Raw genomic sequence first — 15,637 nt, forward strand, 5'->3', positions numbered from 1 at the left:
AAAAGAATGCGAAAAAATGTACATAAACGAACGGGTGCTTATATTGAAGGAGAAATAAGAAAACTGAGAGTTTTAAACGACTTTATTGTAATATTTCAAAGTGTTCTTTTATGATGAGACGCGGGGAACAGATGAGAAATGAATCTCAAGCGGACGGGATGGGTTGCCGACTCCAGCAGGAGGAAAGGAAAGGCCACTGAAAAAGTTTGGTTTTAACTTTTTCAGTGGCTTTGAAGTAATGTGCGTAGCCGTTGCCCGATTTTGAAAGCATTGCAATGAGTGGGTTTCTCATAGCAAGGCGCGCAACGAGCGGAGCCATTACTCTTCCTTGAGTTACTAGAAAGGACTTTTTCAATGGCCTCAGGAAAGGATAAGCTGAAATCTACTGGCGTGGCCAGTTCGTTCAGCGCCCGCCTGCAGGAGAGCGCCCTATCCCGACAGCGTCGATTTTCTCTTTTTAGATTTAGATAAAGTTTATATTATTTTGGAGCTTACTTTTCAGTGCCCTCACGTAGTACGAGGAACTTCCTGTGGTAAGCGAAGTTTGTTTCTGGAGTAGCTGATGTGCACCGCCATGTTTTTAATCTCTCATTCATGAATAATTTTTGGCCAGCTTATGCTATTTAATTTCTTCCAGCGTGTGCTTGATGGGTATGGTTATGTTTTTTCACCTTTTTTGACCCACTTAACGGAGCGGGCTGACTATTGGATTGATGGTTTTTTTGCGCATTTCTTCTTTGATCTGAATACGTATTACGCTCTGTCATTGTGCATATCACCTCTTACTGGCGTTTTTTTGTTTTTTTATTATGTTGTTTCTGCATTTCCGTTAATGGCTCTCCAGCTGACTCCTGCATGAACCCACTATTTATACCAGCATCTTTCCCTTGGGCACTTTTAGCAGTCATTGATGTCACTTGATGTTTGGATTTCTTTTTAACCAAGGTTGTCACCTCCATTAGTAGTTTTTGTTTTTAGTAAGTGAATATTCATGTTTGATGTGTAAAGTTTTAGGTGGTTTTCCAGTGGAATAGCTCAAAGTGACTACATAATTTGACGATGTTTGAGAAAAAATGCAAAAAGACGTTTATTCTTGCCTTAACTTTTGATATTCTTAAATAGGGTTATTTGCAAGTTAATGATTAAAGCGCTTCATTAACTAGTAAGTCCAGATATTTAGACAAGAGAAAAAAGTTGATGTATGATAGTTTTGTAAAGGAGGGGCATACATATGTCGCAAAAAAATGATGTATTTAAGGCACGTTCATCCTTTTCTCTGGATGGAAAGACAATTAACTATTATTCTTTAAAAGCCTTAGAAGATGCGGGGATTGGAAACGTTTCAAGTTTACCTTATTCGGTAAGAGTTTTGCTCGAATCTGTACTTCGTCAATATGATGGTTATGTTATCAAGAAAGAACATGTTGAAAACCTGGCAAATTGGGGAAGTGACAAATTAAAAGATATTGATGTACCATTTAAGCCATCTCGAGTTATTCTTCAAGACTTCACTGGGGTTCCAGCTGTTGTTGACTTAGCCTCACTAAGAAAAGCAATGGCAGACATGGGTGGAGACCCTGATCAAATTAATCCTGAAATTCCGGTTGATCTCGTTATTGACCATTCTGTTCAAGTTGATAGAGCTGGAACAGATGATTCATTAGAACATAATATGTTCCTTGAATTCCAACGTAACCAAGAGCGTTACGAATTTTTGAGCTGGGCAAAAAAGGCATTCGATAATTACCGTGCAGTACCACCAGCTACAGGTATTGTTCACCAAGTTAACTTGGAGTATTTGGCTAATGTTGTACACTCTGTTGAAGAAGATGGAGAAACAGTTGCTTTTCCTGATACTCTAGTCGGAACGGACTCTCATACGACAATGATTAACGGTATTGGTGTACTTGGTTGGGGTGTTGGAGGTATTGAAGCTGAGGCAGGAATGCTTGGTCAGCCTTCTTATTTCCCTGTACCAGAAGTCATTGGTGTTAAGTTTACAGGCACGCTTCCAAGTGGAACGACTGCAACTGATGTTGCGTTAAAGGTTACACAAGTACTACGTGAAAAGAAGGTTGTTGGGAAGTTTGTTGAATTCTTTGGTCCTGGATTAGCAGTAATGCCGCTTGCTGACCGTGCGACTATTTCCAATATGGCACCTGAGTACGGGGCAACATGTGGTTTCTTCCCAGTAGATGAAGAAGCGTTAAATTACATGCGTTTAACAGGTCGTTCTGAAGAGCAGATTAAGCTTGTAAAAGAATATAGTAAAGCAAACGATTTATTCTATGTTCCAGGTGAGACGCCTGATCCGCAATACACAAACATTGTTGAAATTGAATTAAGTACGATTGAAGCGAACCTTTCGGGTCCAAAGCGTCCACAAGATTTAATTGAGCTGAATGATATGCAAAAGTCATTCCGTGATGCGGTTGTTGCACCTCAAGGAACACAAGGACTTGGCTTATCAGAATCTGAATTCGATAAAAAAGTTGAAGTGACATTTAATGATGGTCATAAGACGACTATGGAGACTGGTTCAATTGCGATTGCAGCCATTACAAGCTGTACGAACACATCAAATCCATACGTACTAATTGGTGCGGGGCTTGTTGCGAAGAAAGCAGTTGAAAAAGGTCTTGAAGTACCTGATTTCGTCAAAACCTCTTTAGCTCCGGGTTCGAAAGTTGTTACAGGCTATCTAACTGATTCGGGTCTACTTCCATACATGGAGAAGTTAGGGTTTAACATTGTTGGTTATGGCTGTACGACATGTATTGGGAACTCAGGTCCGCTCGCTGATGAGATCGAAGAAGCGGTTGCTGCAAATGATTTAACGATTACATCTGTTCTTTCAGGTAACCGAAACTTCGAAGGTCGTATTCATCCATTAGTGAAGGCGAATTACCTTGCGTCACCACCTTTAGTTGTTGCATATGCACTAGCTGGAACAGTGGACATTGATTTACGCAACGATTCTTTAGGAAAAGACCAAGATGGCAAGGATGTTTATTTTAATGATATTTGGCCATCAGCTGAAGAAATTGCCGAAGTTGTTAAAGAAACAGTCACTCCTGACTTATTCCGTCGCGAATATAATGATGTCTTTGATAGTAATGCAAGCTGGAATGAAATTAAAACAACGGACGATGCACTTTATAAGTGGAATCATGATTCTACTTATATTGCTAATCCACCGTTCTTTGAAGATTTATCTCCTGATCCAGAAGATATTAAGCCACTATCTTCACTACGTGTGATCGGTAAGTTTGGTGATACGGTTACTACTGACCATATTTCGCCAGCAGGTGCGATTGGAAAAGATACGCCAGCAGGAAAGTACTTGATTTCTAAAGGCGTTGAGCCAAAAGATTTCAATTCATATGGATCAAGACGTGGTAACCACGATGTGATGATGAGAGGTACGTTCGCGAACATCCGTATTCGTAACCAAATTGCTCCAGGTACTGAGGGTGGCTATACAACTTATTGGCCAACTGGAGAAGTAATGGCGATTTATGATGCAGCAATGAAATACAAAGAAGAAGAAACCGGTCTTGCGATTTTAGCTGGTAAGGATTACGGAATGGGAAGTTCACGTGACTGGGCAGCTAAAGGAACAAACCTTCTAGGTATTAAGACGGTTATTGCTGAAAGTTATGAGCGAATTCACCGAAGTAACCTTGTTCTAATGGGTGTATTGCCGTTACAATTCAAGGAAGGTGAAAGTGCGGAAACATTAGGCTTAACAGGCGAAGAAGCGATTGATGTTCAAATTACGAATGATGTGAGACCACGTGATGTTGTGAAAGTTATTGCAACAGCTAAGGATGGTGCAACAACTGAATTTGAAGTAGTCGTTCGTTTCGATAGTGAAGTAGAGATGGATTACTATCGTCATGGTGGTATTTTACAAATGGTACTTCGCAACAAGCTTGTTGATGCCAAAGCATAATAACTATTAACAACTGAATGAATGAATCCATATTAGGATGATCGAAAGAAGAGTGAACACAAATTCTTTCGGTCATCCTTTTTATGTTGTGGCACATAAGATTTCAAACGGTGTGCAAACTAAGATTATTAAATATAAGGAGTGAGTTGAGAAGTGGGTAAACAAAAAAAAGGAAATGCGAATGCACAACGTAATAATAATGCAAAAAAGTATGGTAAGGAAAATGATTCAGAAAATAAATTTGCTTCTTATGCTGAAATGGAAGCGCGAAAGATGGATAATAATCAAAAATAGCCAGTAACGGGGGATTTCCATTGTTCGAATTTTGGACCGGAGGCGAAGCAATGCCCGTGTGGGGCTTTGTGATACGTGCAATAGTCGTCTATGTTTATATCTTTCTTATTGTAAAAGTGTTAGGCCAGCGTTCAATGAGCTCTATTGATGCACTTGATTTCATTTTCGGTGTCGTCATTGGGGACATTTTAGGGGAACCGTTGACAGATGGTTCTTTACCATTAGGAGGCCCTGTTGGTGCAGCAGCAACGATTGCAGCTTTGCATCTCGGACTATCCTATTTTGCCTTGAAGGCCCCACGTTTCAGACGTGTCATTGAGGACGAACCAATTATTTTAATGAGACATGGTGTTATTCTATACGAAGAGCTAAGAAAGGCAAAAATTACGTTAGAAGCGTTTATGATGGATTTGCGTTTAAGTAGTGCTAGTGATTTAACTGAGATTGATTACGCGATATTAGAAATGAATGGGCAAATCAGCGTTATAAAGAAGTCAAGTTATGAAAGTGTAACTTTACGAGATATGAATAAGAATACTGTTTCAAAAGGGTATTCAACCGTGTTAATTGAAGATGGTGAAATTATAGAGGCTAATGTGAAAAAAGTTGGAACGATTGAATGGTTGCGTAATGAGATTCATAAGCAAGGGTATGCAAACCCAAAGGACATTTTCGTTATGACGATTGATGAAGCAGGGCAAACATATATTAGTCCTAAAAATATTTCAATGAATGTATAAAAAAAACCTCTTCGTAAAAAATGGGTAGAAAAAGGAAGAGGTGACATTTATGAAAAGAAGGAAAAAACCATCATTAGCTACTTTAATTTATGAAAATCGATTGCAGCTTTTAAATAATCCAAAGGAATTAGAGCGTATAGAGAAGCGTTGGGAAGAGAAAAGGGCTCTTAATCACTTGGATATATAAGGGTGGCATAAGGATTCCTACTTGGAGTAATGCTATTAATGAGGAGGGGTCTGTATGAAAAGTACGTCTACAAAATCAAATTTTGCCCAATTTCGTCCCGACCATCCAGGGACTCAACCTGTCAAATCGAACCGAAATAATGGAAAAAAAATGAATACAAAAAGTTCGAAGCAGCCTAACTATATACCTCCTAAAGGTTAATAAATGAAAGGTCTGTCTTAAAAGATGCATTGAATCTTTTAAGGCAGACCTTTATTTTTGTTCACAGAATAAGAATTTATAAAATTCGATGAAAAAATGTGGAAAAGCATAGCTGGTGTCGGCAAACTCAAAGGAGAGTGACGGCTTCATTCGTTAGATGTTTTCTGAAAGAACCCCACTTTCAGAAAAACTGAAAACCGCTGTAACGACTCCGAACGTCGGTTTAAAGAAAAGACGCTGTCGCGGAAGCCACTGAAAAAGTATATATCGACTTTTTCAATGCCCTTCATTCAACGGTTTTGCGCATTGTTTAAAAGCGCCCTTCTGTCGTATTTTCCTTATTTCACACTTTCTTCAAAAATGCATGTTAATATGAAGCCTATATGGTAAAATGTTAATTTGATGCGTCTGAATCATACGGCTATTGCATAAAAACATAATAGGACGAGTATGTGAAAAGGGGGAGGAAGTTGAAGCGTCATCAAATTCTAACATTTATCTTTATTATTTATATCATTAGTTTATTATACATTACATTGCTAGCATGGAACTATGGAGCCTCCCTCGGTCCTGCAGGTCCAGGTGGCCGCAATTATAATATAATACCGTTTCGAAGTATATACCGAATCGGTTTATTTAGTCCAAGCATGATCGATCCAATTCGCATATTAATTGGGAACATCGTTCTTTTCCTGCCTTTTGGCTTTTTAGTACCAGCTTTATTTTCACGATTACGAAAGATAATTATTGTAATGGTTTTAGGCTGTTTAACGTCAATAAGTATAGAAGTTAGCCAGTTCGTATTTACACATCGTGTAGCCAATATAGATGATGTTATTTTAAATACTCTCGGTGTATTAATAGGTTACGTGGCTTTTTCGATATTGTACAGTTTAAGAAAACGTATCATTGTTTTCATGAGCAGTAGTCTCTAGCCGATTTGTTCTCTTCTTTTGAATAGGCGAAAGAAGAAGTATACGACTGCTAAGAATGTTCCATAAAATACAGCAATAAATAATAGATCTTTTGGTTCGTTTACAATCGTATTACCAACAACAGCAAACAGAATCATTGAAGGCATTTTACCTAAAGAGGAAGCAATGGTATAACGAACAAAGGACACTTTACTTAATGCAGAATAAATATTCACGATAATCGATGGAATAATCGGGATCAGTCGTGTTAGAAATATGGTCATAAAGGCATTTCGTTCAAATAAGACCGTTAGTTTTGCGACATAGTCATTATGGTATAACCATTTTTTTCCCCAGTCACGATAACCATAACGTACAAAGCTAAACATCAAAATAGAAGCAAGAGATGAGCCTATCCATGTTATGCTACTACCAATAATCGGACCGTACGCAGCCCCTAGGATGCCGCCAATGATCGGGTAAGGTATGATAGGGAATAAGGAAAAAAGCGTTGCTAGTATAATGGTCAGGAAGACATAATCTGTTCCTCCAGTGCGAATCCAATGGAGTAGAGATTCGCCATATTGGTAAATTAGAAAACCGATGATGATGTATCCAATTAGGATAATGAGCTTTTTCACATATCTCTTCCTCTCTACAAAGTGTAACGTAACTATTTTCTCACGTTTGCATAGTTTTGTCTGTACGTTTGAAATAATGTTCGTAATGGTGTCGAAAATCAATCATTTTATTATGTAACAAAACTAATTGTATAGTAAACAAATGAAAATTTTAAGAAATATAAAGTAAGGAAGTGCTTAAAATGAAAAGAAAAAGTTATGTACTAACATTGATTTGTCTCAGCGTGATATTACTACTACCAACCATTGCATCTGGGCATTCGTACGTAGAAGAGTCAGAGCCAAGTGAAGGTGAGAAGGTAGAAATAGTGGAGGAAATTGTCTTAACATTTAATGCTGGAATTGAGAATGTTAGTACAGCAACCGTTATTGGTGAAGAAGGTGAAGTTGAAGGCACCGTAGAAGTGGAAAGTCCTGTGCTAACCATTTACTTAGATGACATGCTTCCATCGGGAGAGTATGAAGTGCAATGGCAAGCTTTAGGTGAAGATACTCATACAACGGAAGGATCTTTTTCATTCGTCGTTGATGCACCGTTAGAAGAAGAGATAGATGAGGAATTGGAAGAGATATCAGAAGAGCAAACTCCTTCTGTTGAGGATGAGGCTGAAACAGGGCAAGTGATTGAAGAAAGCGAAGAGATTATGGAAGAAGAAAATGATAGAGATGATGATCAAAATTCGGTTGTCTTACCTATTGTTATTGTTAGTGTGATCATTATTCTAACGATTATTTTTCTATTAAGAAAGAAGAGACGATAAATGATTGAATCCATTGCAAACTGGCTTTTGTATGTTTGTTTATCATTTGTAGTCGGATATGCAATTTTACAGGCGATTTCGCAAAAACGAAGACCCAAAATTGTCGGAGATAAGGTATATTTTATTTCTATATCTATTACACCTTTACTGTTAGCAGTTCCTGTAGGTAGAGTCGTATGGGTGTTGTCAAGTCAATTTGGCCTTTCTTGGCTAGAAAGTATTCAAACCGTTTTATTTGAATATTCAGTAGGTCAAGCGTGGTTCCTATCGATTATGATTGTTTTCATCTTAATCCTATTGAAGAATAAAAAAAATGGTTGGCAACAAGTTATTTTAGCGGTTTTACTTGTTGGAGTAGCTAGCTGGTCGTCTCATGCAGCTTCCATTGCAGGCTGGGGCGGATTTATGGGGAATTATATTCATTTCTTAGCTGTTACCATATGGATTGGCATATTAGCCGTAGTTTCGTGGTTTTCAGATGATGATAAAATTCCTTCGTCTTTCTTAAAATGGTATTCACTTACTGCGGCGTTTTCAGTTTCTGCGATTATCCTCTCAGGGTTTCTGCTAATGGGGGCTATTGTTCCGGAGTACGTTCAATCGTGGCTTCTAACATATGGTCAACTGTTACTGATTAAGCATTTAATTTTCTTGCCATTGCTTGCTTTTGGTTTCCACCATCTAGTGCTTGGGATGAAGGCGGAGATCACGAAAACCGGCTTAACAAAACAGTCATTTAAAATCGAGTCTGTTCTAGCTTTTGTTATTTTACTCATTTCAGGTATTATGACTGAACAGACACCTCCACATGAAGTAGTGAGGACCTTGCAAACAGAATCTATTACACCTTTGATGCAGCTTTTTATAGGGGATGCAGTTCAAATAGGGATAATTCATTTAACTGTTTCGAGCATCGCCATTATCATCCTTGTATTAAGCTGTCTATTATTTTTATATGGTCTATATCAATTGTTTAAAAAACAAACAAACAATCGATCGGTTATATCGTTTGTGATTGCAATGATCGGGGTTTATTTTAGCTTTATGATGTTCGTTGAGGTTGGAGACAATCAGATTGATGAAACGGTTTATCCTACTTTAAAACAAGCACTTATGCAAAACTACGAAGAGTCGACGGAGTTGGCCGTACTTAAAGAAATGGAAGTTGAAAATGAACGTTATGTTGTTTACACCGTAAATGACGATGATTTAGTGGTAGAACGTTTAGTCAAAGTTGAAGACGGTTATCAGCGTCTTCCGGTTGCGATGTTAACCATTGGAGGGACTTCTGTTAGAGAGGAAGAACAAAAAATTCGAACATTCCGTGTTCAGAGTGGGAATTGGCATGATGATGACTTTGCTTATACGTATGTGACATTTGGAATGATTCAAGAACCGGAAGATGTCGCACGTGTTCAAATTCATTATGAAGGCGGATCGTATATTGCTCAGTTAGAAAATGAAGTTTTTTTAAATGTCACTTCAACGAATGACACTTGGGATGATCAACATCCAATTGACTTTTTAGCTGTGGATGGTACAGTAATTGAGACATATGCACGTAATGTTATGGAAGAAGGAGTGTACTGCCATTAAGGAGGCAGGCACTCTTTTCTATAAGCAATACAGGCAGCGCATTTGTCTTAACAAATGACATAAAAACTGTTTTAATGATTTTAGAGGAATCACGTATTAGTCAAAATAATACAACAACAAAGTAGGTGATACAGTTGCTACGGGAGAAAGGGTCAAAGGAAGAGATTATTCATATCATACAGAGTTTACAATCGGGAAATGAGAATCTACGTGAAGCGGACATATGGCAATTAATGAATCAAGCAGAGAAGTATGATGATTTTCCATCCGACATGTTGTCTACATTGTACATATTGTTAGCTAAGTCTCGATTTGAGCGTATCGGTTTTGTCGATGCAATGACGAATGAATGGCTAGAAAATGTGAATAAAATAGATCCGACTAGTCAAGAAGTATTAGAGATGTACGTTGAACAGCTTTTCTCGATGCTGCAAAAATTACCGATACCAACTCGCTTTCCACCAATTCGAGAGACAGATAATAGTGTAACAAAGAAGGAGACGGCCAGTAGCTACTTTAAAATGATTGCTGACTTTGAGCATCAATTGCATGACATTAAGAACGTATGGAATAAGATTTCGGATCGAATGATAAGTCATTCTGAAGATTCACGTATAGAGCAAGTAAGAATGATTAAGGAGCAAGTTGATGTACTAGCAGAAATGCTTAATAGGCTTAAGAAAACGACAAAAAGGTATTTGGATTCATTACAAGGCATCTATCATTCTGTCCAGCTTTATGGTGAGCTATTGAACATGATTAAGCAAATTGAAACGACTAGTCAAAAGTGGCATGATTTAATGAGTAACGTTAATGAGGAACAACATATAACTGCAATTAATGAATTGGAAAAAATGGTTGGATTAGAAGAAGTTAAGAAGCGAATTAAGAAGCTTTATCAATATTTAGATTACCAGCAAGAACGAATAAAGAAAGGGTATCAATCGAAGGATGGACTAAATCTACATATGATTTTAACCGGTAATCCAGGTACTGGTAAAACACACCTTGCTCGTTTAATCGCCAAAATTTATTATGAATTAGGTCTGTTGCAAAGACCAGATGTATTAGAGGTCGACCGTTCTCAGCTAGTGGGTGCCTATGTTGGTCAAACAGAAGAGCAGACGATGAAGCTGATTGAACAAGCAAAAGGTGGTGTTTTATTTATTGATGAGGCATACAGCTTAAAACGATCAGGAGCTTCAGCTAATGATTATGGACAAACGGCAATAGATACAATAGTAGCAGCAATGACAGGACCAATGGCAGGGTCATTTGCAGTTGTGTTAGCCGGTTACCCAGTAGAAATGAGAGCTTTTTTGCGAGCGAATCCAGGTTTAAGAAGCCGTTTTCCTGAACATAACATGATTCATATTGATGATTATACGATAGATGAACTGCTAGAAATTGGCGAGATGATTGCAGTTGAAAATGATTTTCTTCTTACAACTCAAGCAACGTATGAGTTGCAAAAGAGATTAGAAAAAGCGAAGGTAGATGACTCATTTGGAAATGCCCGTACGACAAAATCATTCATTCTCGAAGCAATCTTTCAAAAAGGAGCGAAAGTATCAATTCCATCTGCAGAAGCTGATGATTTTGTTTTGCTTCATGCAGAAGATTTCCAAACAGATGAGAAACGAACTGAGGAGAAAAGGGCGTTAGATGAACTGAATGATATGGTTGGTTTAGATCATGTTAAGGAAGAAATTCATTCTCTCGCTTCGTTCGTCCGTATCCAACAAAGGCGTCGTGAAGAAGGGCTTCAAACGCTACCACTCGAACTACATTCTGTTTTTACGGGTGAACCAGGAACGGGTAAGACAACAGTAGCTAAGCTGTTCTCTAAAGCATTAAATGAATTAGATTTATTAAAGCGAGGTCATGTAGTTGTCGTTAGTCGAGCTGACCTAGTTGCTGGTTATGTTGGTCAAACGTCAGAGAAAACGAAAGAAAAAATTAAAGACGCATTAGGCGGAGTGTTATTTATCGATGAAGCGTATAGTCTGTTAAGTGGTGGACAAGGAGACTACGGTAAAGAAGTGATTCAAACACTCGTTCAAGAGATGACGGAGCATGAAGAAAATCTCGTTGTCATCATTGCTGGATATGAACGAGAAATGAACGAATTACTTGAGAGTAATCCAGGGCTTCGCTCACGCTTCAAAAAAACTGTACATTTTCATCCGTACACAGCAAATGAATTAATGGAAATTGTTGAAAAAAGCGCAAAAAAAGCTGGATATATCTTAACAGAAGAAGCAAAAAAGAAAATGAGAGCTCTATTGGATGAGGCTCATACGGGGCAAGCACGCTTTGCGGTAGATCGATTTAAACAAGCGGTTCAGTCTCAATCCGTTCGATTAAGTGCGTCACAATTGTTAACGAAAGAAGCATTAATGACTATTACGGAAGAAGATATTTAAATAAAGGAAGGACGATATTTTTGTATATTTCTAAAAAGGAAATTCAAATTTTGTATGCAGATACAGATATGATGGGTGTCATTTATCATGCTAACTATTTAAAGTATTTTGAATTAGGTCGAGCGAGTCTCATAGCTGAGGTGGGGTATAGTTATATAGAGATGGAGAAAAGTGGATATTTTGCACCAGTATATGATGTCCAAGCTACATACAAGAAGCCAATTCGTTATGGTGATCGGGCCTATGTTCATACTTGGATTGAATTGAATGATGGGATTAAAACGATTTATGGCTACAGTATTGTGAATGGAAAAGGAGAACTTTGTGTTGAGGGTCAAACGACACACATCGTAGTGAAGAAAGAAAACTTCAAGCCTGTTGCATTTAAGAAAGCTTTCCCCGAATGGTTTAGTAAGTATGAAGAACTGAAAAAATAAAACCACAACTTTTTCATGGGCCTTCGTATAATCTTTACTCTTTTTTCCATACTAATTGTGTAATAAATTCTCATAGGAAAGAGGGAGAAAGGAATGGCTAAGCCGGATAACCGAAATGATAATGTAGAAAAGTTACAAGAAATGAAACGAAATACTCAGCATAATATTGAAGCGGCTGAGGAGGCAATTGCTGAAACGAACATGTCAAATGAACAAAAACAAGATGTACGCGCTAAAAACGAACGTCGAGAAGAAAGCATTGAAGCATTTGAAGCAGAGATGGAAGATGAAAAGCGGGCTAGACAAACTGGATATAAAAATGAGTAATTCATAACCCTTTATGGCGTGTATCGTAGACAATGCGATACACGCTTTTTCTATTGTTCAAATAAGACAGTATTCTTACTCTTATGCTATACTATTGAAATAAATAGAAATCAAAGGGGAAGAAAATGGCTTTGGGGATTTCACGTACGAAATTAATGGAATGGAAAGAAAAAGCGAGTAACGGTGAGATTGCTTTTTTGACTCATTATTGGCTGGATGACCGTTTTCCGAATTGTACGACGGTAACGAAAGTCGCTTGCTCAAATAGACAAGCTTTGATTGACTGGGGTAGGCAATATGGTTTAAAGCAAGAATGGATTCATCAAAGAGATGTATACCCTCATTTTGATTTAGTCGGAACTGTTCAGAAAGACGTTCTTTTGAAGGAAGGACAGATTGATCAACTACACCGATTATTGAATGGAAAGGATGAGATTAATGACGACTCAGCAACAAATCGTTATGTCTGATTTACAAACAAAACCAACTATTGAACCGAAGGAAGAAATTCAAAGAAGGGTAAAGTTTTTGAAGGACTATTTAATACATACAGGTGCAAATGGATTCGTTTTAGGCATATCGGGAGGACAAGACTCCACGTTAACTGGAAAGCTAGCTCAAATGGCTGTTGATGAGTTAAATCGGGAAGCTTCAAAGGAATATGCATTTTATGCGACGAGATTACCATATGGTGTTCAGCAAGATGAAGAGGATGCACAAGATGCTATTCGTTTTATCCGACCGACAAAGGCGATTACGGTTAATATAAAAGCTGCTGTAGACGCATCGATAGAAGCATTTGAACTTGCAACTGGTGAGCCATTATCCGATTTTAATAAAGGAAACACGAAGGCAAGAGAGCGAATGAAAGTTCAGTACGATTTGGCTGCGCATTTTGGATGTCTTGTCATAGGAACCGATCATGCAGCTGAAGCGATTACTGGTTTTTTTACAAAGCACGGTGATGGGGCTTGTGATGTTACTCCTATTTTCGGTTTAAATAAACGACAAGGAAAAGCATTGTTAAAAGAGCTAGGAGCACCTGAGCATTTATATTTAAAGGCACCTACTGCTGATTTGGAAGATGATAAGCCAGGATTACCAGATGAAGTGGCATTAGGAATGAGTTATGATCAGTTGGATGACTATCTAGAAGGCAAGTCAGTGCCTGAAACAATAAAGAAACAAATTGAAGAACGTTACAGAAAAACAGAACACAAGCGTCAGCTACCAGTAACTGTGTATGATGAATGGTGGAAATTTTAAAGGTAGAAAAACAGAGCAAGAATGAACCGATCATTAGGTTTGTTCTTGCTTGCTTTCGATTAATATATCATTCAATGCTTGTGTAGCGAGTTTATGGGCTTCTTTATTTTTGTTTCTTTCAACTAGAACATAGTCAAGCTGGACTCCTAATTGTTGAGCTAGCTCATCAGTACGGTCTAACCATTGACGAAAATGTTCTTCATAGCAAGGCCATTCACCTGATGCTTGTTTGACGACTGTCAAAGAATCAGAATAGATCACAATAGCTTGGTTTGTTATCGTAAGGAATTCACATGTTTGGAGACAGCGATAAAGAGCCGCATATTCCGCTTCATTGTTGTCCTCTAGTAATTCTAATCGGTCGTTTTGGCGATGGCGCCAGCTGCTTCCATGTTGCTCATAATAAATCACCCAGCCAATTCCCGCTTTCTTTGTATGTGGATCGAAGCCTCCATCTATATATACTTGAACGGTATGTGGCATGGTTTGTTCCTGTTGTAAATATTTCTTGAAATCTTTCAAAGTCCATGAAGTATCGTATTGATCAATTGCTTTATAAGAAACCATTCGACCTGATTGCTCAAGATCTATCAATAGATGATAAGCATCTTTAATCGTCAACCACTCTGATGTCATCATGTATTGGTATTTCTTTTTTTTCATACGATATGTCCATTCAATTTTTACGTTCATATTATCACTTCCTTTTAAGGATGGTAAGAATTGCATAATCTTCTCTTTCATGATAAGGTGAATTATCGAAATAATCTATTTTTTATTTATGTCTTATTGTAAGTAGTATGAAAATAATTGAATCAACTCATACATATGAAGTAAAGCTAAAGGAGTAAGTGTCAATGCCAATTAAAATTCCAGATCATTTACCAGCTAAAGAAATATTAAATAATGAGAATATTTTTGTGATGAATGATAGTCGCGCATATAGTCAAGATATTCGTCCCTTGAAAATTGTCATATTAAATTTAATGCCGATAAAAGAAACAACGGAAACACAATTACTTCGCTTATTAGGAAATACACCACTTCAAGTGGAGGTTTCGTTTTTATTTCCGAGTACTCATGTCTCAAAAAATACGTCACATGAACATTTACAAGCGTTTTATAAGACATTTGATGATATTAAGATGAAGAAGTATGACGGTATGATTATTACAGGTGCTCCAGTTGAGATGCTTGAATATGAAGAGGTGAATTATTGGGAAGAATTGACGAAGATAATGGACTGGAGTAAAAATAATGTGACGTCAACTCTTCATATATGTTGGGGAGCGCAAGCAGGCTTATATTATCATTATGATGTCCAAAAATATCATTTAAACGAAAAAGTATTTGGTATATACACTCATTCGATTGAAAAGCAAAATGTGAAGCTTCTTAGAGGGTTTGATGATGAATTTTTGGCACCTCATTCAAGACATACTGACGTGAGAAAAGAAGATATTGAGAAGGTTCCAGATTTAGATATATTAAGCTTATCTGATAAAGCAGGAGTATATATTGTCGCGTCAAAGAATGGTAAGCAAATTTTTGTAACAGGTCACTCAGAGTATGATGTATGTACGTTAAGAGATGAATATGAGCGAGATCGTCAAAAGGGTTTAGACATCCATGTGCCTGAAAATTACTTCCCTAACAATGATAGTGAAAAGCTCCCTCGATTACGGTGGCGTGCTCATTCCAATTTACTGTTTTCGAATTGGCTTAATTATTACGTGTATCAAGAAACGCCATTTGATTTAAATGGTGAATAATGGAACCTATATTTTAAAGGAACGGTTGCCAGATGATTTATTCCATCCTTCAATTCTGCTTGAATGAGAATAAAGAGTCAAAAGCATACGTTCCTTTTGTTTTAGGCAAACTAGGATATA

At 37.6% G+C, this 15,637-nt stretch carries 18 protein-coding genes; 14 read left to right on the plus strand and 4 right to left on the minus strand.

Going from position 1 to position 15,637, the window contains the following annotated elements; all coding sequences use genetic code 11:
* Positions 1-623 precede the first annotated feature (623 nt).
* Positions 624-767: a small acid-soluble spore protein P gene (locus MW695_RS10985; RefSeq protein WP_247105361.1), complete on the minus strand. Its 144-nt coding sequence runs from the start codon at positions 765-767 to the stop codon at positions 624-626.
* Between the two features lie 15 nt (positions 768-782).
* A complete protein-coding gene (gene sspO, locus MW695_RS10990; RefSeq protein WP_247105362.1) occupies positions 783-944 on the minus strand; it encodes a small acid-soluble spore protein O in 162 nt (53 codons plus the stop codon).
* 287 nt (positions 945-1,231) lie between these two features.
* Here sspO and acnA point away from each other — a divergent pair, with 287 nt between their 5' ends.
* From acnA to MW695_RS11020, 6 genes are all read left to right on the plus strand, one after another.
* Positions 1,232-3,955, plus strand: coding sequence for an aconitate hydratase AcnA (acnA, locus tag MW695_RS10995; RefSeq protein ID WP_247105363.1), 2,724 nt, complete (start codon positions 1,232-1,234; stop codon positions 3,953-3,955).
* Between the two features lie 153 nt (positions 3,956-4,108).
* Positions 4,109-4,249 carry a hypothetical protein gene (locus MW695_RS11000; RefSeq protein ID WP_247105364.1) on the plus strand — a complete coding sequence of 47 codons (141 nt, stop codon included), beginning with the start codon at positions 4,109-4,111 and terminating at the stop codon, positions 4,247-4,249.
* Positions 4,250-4,269: 20 nt separating this feature from the next.
* Positions 4,270-4,989 carry a DUF421 domain-containing protein gene (locus MW695_RS11005; protein WP_247105365.1) on the plus strand — a complete coding sequence of 240 codons (720 nt, stop codon included), beginning with the start codon at positions 4,270-4,272 and terminating at the stop codon, positions 4,987-4,989.
* A gap of 49 nt (positions 4,990-5,038) precedes the next feature.
* Complete coding sequence (locus tag MW695_RS11010) at positions 5,039-5,176, plus strand: FbpB family small basic protein (protein ID WP_247105366.1); 138 nt, start codon at positions 5,039-5,041, stop codon at positions 5,174-5,176.
* Between the two features lie 54 nt (positions 5,177-5,230).
* A complete protein-coding gene (sspN, locus tag MW695_RS11015) occupies positions 5,231-5,377 on the plus strand; it encodes an acid-soluble spore protein N (protein ID WP_247105367.1) in 147 nt (48 codons plus the stop codon).
* 470 nt (positions 5,378-5,847) lie between these two features.
* Positions 5,848-6,312, plus strand: a complete 465-nt coding sequence (locus MW695_RS11020; protein WP_247105368.1) for a VanZ family protein — start codon at positions 5,848-5,850, stop codon at positions 6,310-6,312.
* On the opposite strand, the gene MW695_RS11025 is transcribed toward MW695_RS11020, so the two are convergent.
* A complete protein-coding gene (locus MW695_RS11025; protein ID WP_247105369.1) occupies positions 6,309-6,932 on the minus strand; it encodes a TVP38/TMEM64 family protein in 624 nt (207 codons plus the stop codon). The two genes, MW695_RS11020 and MW695_RS11025, sit on opposite strands and share 4 nt — an antisense overlap.
* Before the next feature lie 182 nt (positions 6,933-7,114).
* On the opposite strand from MW695_RS11025, the gene MW695_RS11030 reads away from it, so the two are divergent.
* The 7 genes from MW695_RS11030 (at position 7,115) to nadE (ending at position 13,745) form a co-directional block, all read left to right on the plus strand.
* Positions 7,115-7,693 carry a copper resistance CopC family protein gene (locus MW695_RS11030; RefSeq protein ID WP_247105370.1) on the plus strand — a complete coding sequence of 193 codons (579 nt, stop codon included), beginning with the start codon at positions 7,115-7,117 and terminating at the stop codon, positions 7,691-7,693.
* Positions 7,694-9,289, plus strand: coding sequence for a copper resistance D family protein (locus MW695_RS11035; protein WP_247105371.1), 1,596 nt, complete (start codon positions 7,694-7,696; stop codon positions 9,287-9,289).
* A gap of 134 nt (positions 9,290-9,423) precedes the next feature.
* A complete protein-coding gene (locus tag MW695_RS11040) occupies positions 9,424-11,715 on the plus strand; it encodes an AAA family ATPase (protein ID WP_247105372.1) in 2,292 nt (763 codons plus the stop codon).
* A 20-nt stretch (positions 11,716-11,735) separates the two neighbouring features.
* On the plus strand, positions 11,736-12,152 hold the full coding sequence (locus tag MW695_RS11045; protein WP_247105373.1) for an acyl-CoA thioesterase: 417 nt from the start codon (positions 11,736-11,738) through the stop codon (positions 12,150-12,152).
* A gap of 93 nt (positions 12,153-12,245) precedes the next feature.
* A complete protein-coding gene (gene tlp, locus MW695_RS11050; protein ID WP_247105374.1) occupies positions 12,246-12,479 on the plus strand; it encodes a small acid-soluble spore protein Tlp in 234 nt (77 codons plus the stop codon).
* Positions 12,480-12,604: 125 nt separating this feature from the next.
* Complete coding sequence (locus MW695_RS11055; RefSeq protein ID WP_247105375.1) at positions 12,605-12,949, plus strand: hypothetical protein; 345 nt, start codon at positions 12,605-12,607, stop codon at positions 12,947-12,949.
* Positions 12,918-13,745 carry an ammonia-dependent NAD(+) synthetase gene (nadE, locus tag MW695_RS11060; RefSeq protein WP_247105376.1) on the plus strand — a complete coding sequence of 276 codons (828 nt, stop codon included), beginning with the start codon at positions 12,918-12,920 and terminating at the stop codon, positions 13,743-13,745. The genes MW695_RS11055 and nadE overlap by 32 nt, the downstream gene beginning before the upstream one ends.
* 33 nt (positions 13,746-13,778) lie before the next feature.
* On the opposite strand, the gene MW695_RS11065 is transcribed toward nadE, so the two are convergent.
* Positions 13,779-14,438, minus strand: coding sequence for a reverse transcriptase-like protein (locus MW695_RS11065; RefSeq protein ID WP_247105377.1), 660 nt, complete (start codon positions 14,436-14,438; stop codon positions 13,779-13,781).
* Between the two features lie 164 nt (positions 14,439-14,602).
* On the opposite strand from MW695_RS11065, the gene metA reads away from it, so the two are divergent.
* Entirely contained in the window at positions 14,603-15,517 is a 915-nt protein-coding gene (gene metA / locus MW695_RS11070) for a homoserine O-acetyltransferase MetA (RefSeq protein WP_247105378.1), read from the plus strand.
* The last annotated feature ends 120 nt before the right edge of the window (positions 15,518-15,637 follow it).

It is taken from the genome of Halalkalibacter sp. APA_J-10(15), from assembly GCF_023017105.1.
Classification (GTDB): domain Bacteria; phylum Bacillota; class Bacilli; order Bacillales; family Bacillaceae_D; genus Halalkalibacter.